Raw genomic sequence first — 4,005 nt, 5'->3', positions numbered from 1 at the left:
TTGGTTGTTTACAACCCCGCCAAACCTGTAATCCCCATTGCCAAAAACCCCGCGCTCTATCTCCGTAACCCCGATTATCTAGTGGCTTCCCGGGGGGGGGGGCCGCCCGTCCCCGGGGGGGCCCCGGGGCCCTTGGGTTCGCCGGGGGTTGTCTCGTAGGCTCGCGGGGTGCGCGCACTCGAGCAGATCGACGACTGGCCCGTCCGGCACGCCGCCGCGGGCGTGACCACCGGCGCCGCAACGGCTTCCCACGGTGACGCCGACCGGGTGTTCGCGCTGGCCTCGGTGACCAAGCCGCTGGTCGCCTATGCCGCGCTGGTCGCCGTCGAGGAGGGTGCGATCGAGCTCGATCAGCCCGCGGGCCCGCCCGGCGCCACCGTGCGCCACCTGCTCGCACACGCTTCCGGCCTGGCCTTCGACACCACCGAGGTGCTGGCCGAGCCCGGCGTCCGGCGCATCTACTCCAGCTCCGGCTTCGAGGTGCTCGCCGATTTCATCGCCGGGCAGTCCGGCATCGCCTTCGAAGAGTATCTGCGCGAATCGGTCTTCGTGCCGCTCGGTATGGATTCCTCGGCGCTGACCGGCCCGGCGGGGCACGCCTGCCGCGCCTCCCTGAACGACCTGCTGCGCTTCGCCGCCGAATTGCTGAATCCCCGGCTGATCTCGCCGCAGACCCTGGCCGAGGCCACCACCGTGCAATTCCCCGGCCTCAACGGCGTGTTGCCCGGTTACGGCTCGCAGCGGCCCAACGACTGGGGCCTCGGCTTCGAGATCCGCGACGGCAAGTCGCCGCACTGGACCGGGACCACCAACTCCGCGCGAACTTTCGGCCACTTCGGCCAGTCCGGCACCTTTCTGTGGGTCGATCCGCGGCGGGGTCTGGCGTGTTGCGCGCTCGCCGACGAAAATTTCGGGGACTGGGCGCGCGCGGCCTGGCCGGTGCTCAGCGACGCGGTGATCGCCGAGAGCGCCGAGGTGTAAACGCCGGGCAACACACGACGCGAGTAACAGATGTAACTCGCAACACTCGAGTACACTCGGGCAACGCCAGCAGCGGACAGGTCGTTGGGGAAGACGTCCCTCGTCTGAGCTGGAGGTGTCAGTGGTGCGCGCATCGAGTCAGTTCGCGGACGCGACGGCGGGTGTGGTCTGGATCCACTCAGCCCCCGCCGCGCTGTGTCCGCACGTCGAGTGGGCACTCACCTCGGCGCTGAGCGCGCCTGCCAAGCTTCGCTGGACGACCCAGCCCGTCGACGGTCAGCTGCGCGCCTCGAGCGACTGGGTCGGCCCGGTCGGCACGGCGGGCCGCATCGCCCAATCCCTGCGCAACTGGCCGGTTCTGCGCTTCGAGGTCACCGAGGAGCCCAGCGACGGCGTGGACGGGGAGCGCTACAGCTTCTCGCCCGCCCTCGGCCTGTGGCGCGGCGCGGTCAGCGCCAACGGTGACGTGATGGTGGGGGAGAACCGGCTGCGCGCGCTGCTGGAGACCGCCCGCGGCGCGGGCAAGAACTCCGGCTTCGACCTGGCCGGGGAGATCGACCGGGCCATGGGCACGCCGTGGGACGAGGACCTGGAAGCCTTCCGCGGCGGGGACGAGGGCATCGGCGCGGATGTCATGTGGTTGCGCCGGGACGTCGGGTAGGGGCGTTCCACGGAAGAGGATCTCGTCGCGGTGTAAACACCGGTGACGCGCCGGGAGATACAGCCACCGGCGGCTCCGGTGATCTCGGAACACGAACGCGGATCCCGGCGGCCGCCGCACCCACGCCACACACGAATCCGAGAGGCCGCCATGAGTTTCGACACCGTCAACGGCACCAGGGGCGCGCGCCAGCCCGACACCGGCCTGTTCATGCGCACGCTGAACAGCATCGCCACCAGGCGGATCAAGAAGAGCGGGAAGTTCTTCGGCGGCTTCGACGCGCTGCTGCTCACCACGGTCGGCCGCAAGACCGGCGCCGAACGCACCGTGCCGCTGGGCTACATGAGCCGGCCCGACGGCACCTACCTGGTCATCGCCTCCGCGGCGGGGGCGCCGAAGAACCCGGCCTGGTACTACAACCTCGCCGCCGCCCCCGACAAGGTCCGCGTCCAGATCGCCGATCGGATCATCGATGTGACCGCCGAGCAGTTGCACGGGCAGGAGCGCGAGGTCGCCTGGCGCGAGATCGTCGCGCGGGCCCCGAAGATGGGCGAATACCAGTCCAAGACCGACCGGGTGCTTCCGGTCATCCGGCTGACCCCGGTCGCCCGGGGCTGAGCGGGACCGCGGCTGCCGCACGGCGCGGCGGCCGCCCTCGGCCGTGTCCGACGTCCGGGAACCTGTGGGCGCAGAGGGGATCGAACCCCCGACCGCTGGTGTGTAAAACCAGTGCTCTACCGCTGAGCTATACGCCCGTACCCCGCCGGCGGGCGCCGACGGGAACGGCTTATGAATCTAGCGCGGCCAGCGCCTTCTCCCAAGCGCCCTGGTCACGGGGCTCGCCGGGGCCGTTCATCTCGGAGAACCGGATGACGCCCGCCTTGTCCACGACGAAGGTGCCCCGATTGGCGATGCCGGTCTTGTCGTTGAACACGCCGTAGGCCTGGGCCACGGCGCCGTGCGGCCAGAAGTCCGACAGCAGCGGGAAGGTGTAGCCCTGCTCGGCCGCCCAGATCTTGTGGGTGGGCGGCGGGCCGACGGAGATCGCCAGGATCTCGGCGTCGTCGTTCTGGAACTTGGGCAGCTCGTCACGCACCTTGCACAGCTCACCCTGGCACACGCCGGTGAAGGCGAGCGGGTAGAACACGATCAGCACGTTCTTGTTGCCCCGGTAGTCCGAGAGCGTGACGGGCTGGTTGTTCTGGTCCTTGAGGGTGAAATCCGGCGCGACGGTGCCGACTGCCAGCGGACCGACCTGGTCGGGCATGCGCTCTACCTCCATCGTGACGGGTCTGCGGCCGGGCGACGGCTGCCCGCTGCCCGGACCGAAACCATAGCGAAACGGGTCAGCGCTGCTTGGAGGGAGCCTTCGGCTGCACCAGCCTGCTGCCCGTCCAGGCGCCGAGGCTGATGGCCGAGGTCTGGGTCAGGCCCGCCGTGGGAGCCGACTCGGCGATCTCGCTGGGATCGACGTGGCCCGGCTGGCCGGTCTTGGGGGTGAGCACCCAGATGAACCCGTCGTCGGCGAGCGGGCTGATGACCTCCATCAGCTCGTCGGCCAGATCGCCGTCGCCGTCGCGCCACCACAGCAGCACCGCGTCCACGACCTCGTCGGAATCCTCGTCGACCATCTCGCTGCCACAGGCCTCTTCGACGGCGGCACGAATGTCGTCGTCGGTGTCCTCGTCCCAGCCGAGCTCCTGGACCACCATCCCGTGTGCAATGCCAAGCTTCTGAGCGTAATTCTGCGCGTCCGCCGCGGCGACCACGGTGGTGTCCTCCTCAATCCCGACAACAGGTAAGTGCAAGCGAACATGGTTATCGGCCCGAGCGCAAGCCGATCGGTCGAAAATGGGGCGAATGTCGCGTCGCTCGCCGGCTACGGACACGCCTCCCTGACCGCCGTGCGCGCGGCGTTGACCCGCTGGCTCGCGGCGTTCAGCGGGTCGACATTCGCGTGGTAGGACATCTTTCTCGTCTCCTCCGCCAGCTGCCGCGCCGCGTCGACGTACTCGCGGAAACGGCCTGCCAGATCCGGCGGCAATTTCTCACCCGCCGCGTTCACGCCGGACTCCACCGTGTTCGCCGCCTCGTCGAGCGTGGTGGCCGCGGCGTCGCGCCGCGCGTCGTAGTCCGGGGCGTTGGAGTCGTGCGCCTCGACGAACTCGTTGTAGCGCTGCACACCGATACCGCTGGTGTTCGGGAAGGGCGAGCAGTTGTCGGCGATCGCCTGCGCCTGCTCGGCGGCCCGGCGCGAGGAGGTGGCCGCGGCCTGCTCGCTCCGGTAGATCTCGACCTCGCCGGTCGCGGGCAGCGCGCTGCCGGGCACCTGGTCGCCGCAGGCCACGCCGGTGCCCGCCCCC

Annotated in this window: 6 protein-coding genes and 1 tRNA gene; 3 read left to right on the top strand and 4 right to left on the bottom strand. The window is 69.8% G+C overall.

Annotated features, from left to right (window positions below):
- Window positions 1-168: 168 nt before the first annotated feature.
- The 3 genes from QH283_RS02385 (at window position 169) to QH283_RS02375 (ending at window position 2,260) form a co-directional block, all read left to right on the top strand.
- Window positions 169-981, top strand: a complete 813-nt coding sequence (locus QH283_RS02385) for a serine hydrolase domain-containing protein (protein ID WP_280501375.1) — start codon at window positions 169-171, stop codon at window positions 979-981.
- A gap of 124 nt (window positions 982-1,105) precedes the next feature.
- Window positions 1,106-1,642 (top strand): DUF3145 domain-containing protein, encoded by a 537-nt coding sequence (locus QH283_RS02380; protein ID WP_280501374.1) that lies wholly within the window; start codon window positions 1,106-1,108, stop codon window positions 1,640-1,642.
- Window positions 1,643-1,792: 150 nt separating this feature from the next.
- The gene (locus tag QH283_RS02375; RefSeq protein WP_280501373.1) at window positions 1,793-2,260 is read left to right on the top strand and encodes a nitroreductase/quinone reductase family protein; all 468 of its coding nucleotides are present in this window, start codon (window positions 1,793-1,795) and stop codon (window positions 2,258-2,260) included.
- 65 nt (window positions 2,261-2,325) lie between these two features.
- Here QH283_RS02375 and QH283_RS02370 read toward each other — a convergent pair.
- The 4 genes from QH283_RS02370 to QH283_RS02355 all read right to left on the bottom strand — a co-directional run.
- A tRNA-Val gene (locus QH283_RS02370) sits at window positions 2,326-2,397 on the bottom strand.
- A 32-nt stretch (window positions 2,398-2,429) separates the two neighbouring features.
- A complete protein-coding gene (locus tag QH283_RS02365; RefSeq protein WP_280501372.1) occupies window positions 2,430-2,909 on the bottom strand; it encodes a peroxiredoxin in 480 nt (159 codons plus the stop codon).
- Window positions 2,910-2,988: 79 nt separating this feature from the next.
- Window positions 2,989-3,411: a DUF3052 domain-containing protein gene (locus QH283_RS02360; protein WP_280501371.1), complete on the bottom strand. Its 423-nt coding sequence runs from the start codon at window positions 3,409-3,411 to the stop codon at window positions 2,989-2,991.
- A 110-nt stretch (window positions 3,412-3,521) separates the two neighbouring features.
- The coding region (locus QH283_RS02355; protein WP_348538252.1) for a hypothetical protein at window positions 3,522-4,005 on the bottom strand (484 nt) is incomplete at its 5' end.

Source organism: Nocardia farcinica (assembly GCF_029867845.1).
Classification (GTDB): Bacteria; Actinomycetota; Actinomycetes; order Mycobacteriales; family Mycobacteriaceae; genus Nocardia; species Nocardia farcinica_A.
This window is presented reverse-complemented; position numbering and strand designations above follow the sequence as displayed.

Coding starts and splice junctions, on each gene's coding strand:
- QH283_RS02375 (WP_280501373.1), top strand. CDS start 1,793: ATGAGTTTCGACACCGTCAACGGCACCAGGGGCGCGCGCCAGCCCGAC.
- QH283_RS02365 (WP_280501372.1), bottom strand. CDS start 2,909: ATGCCCGACCAGGTCGGTCCGCTGGCAGTCGGCACCGTCGCGCCGGAT.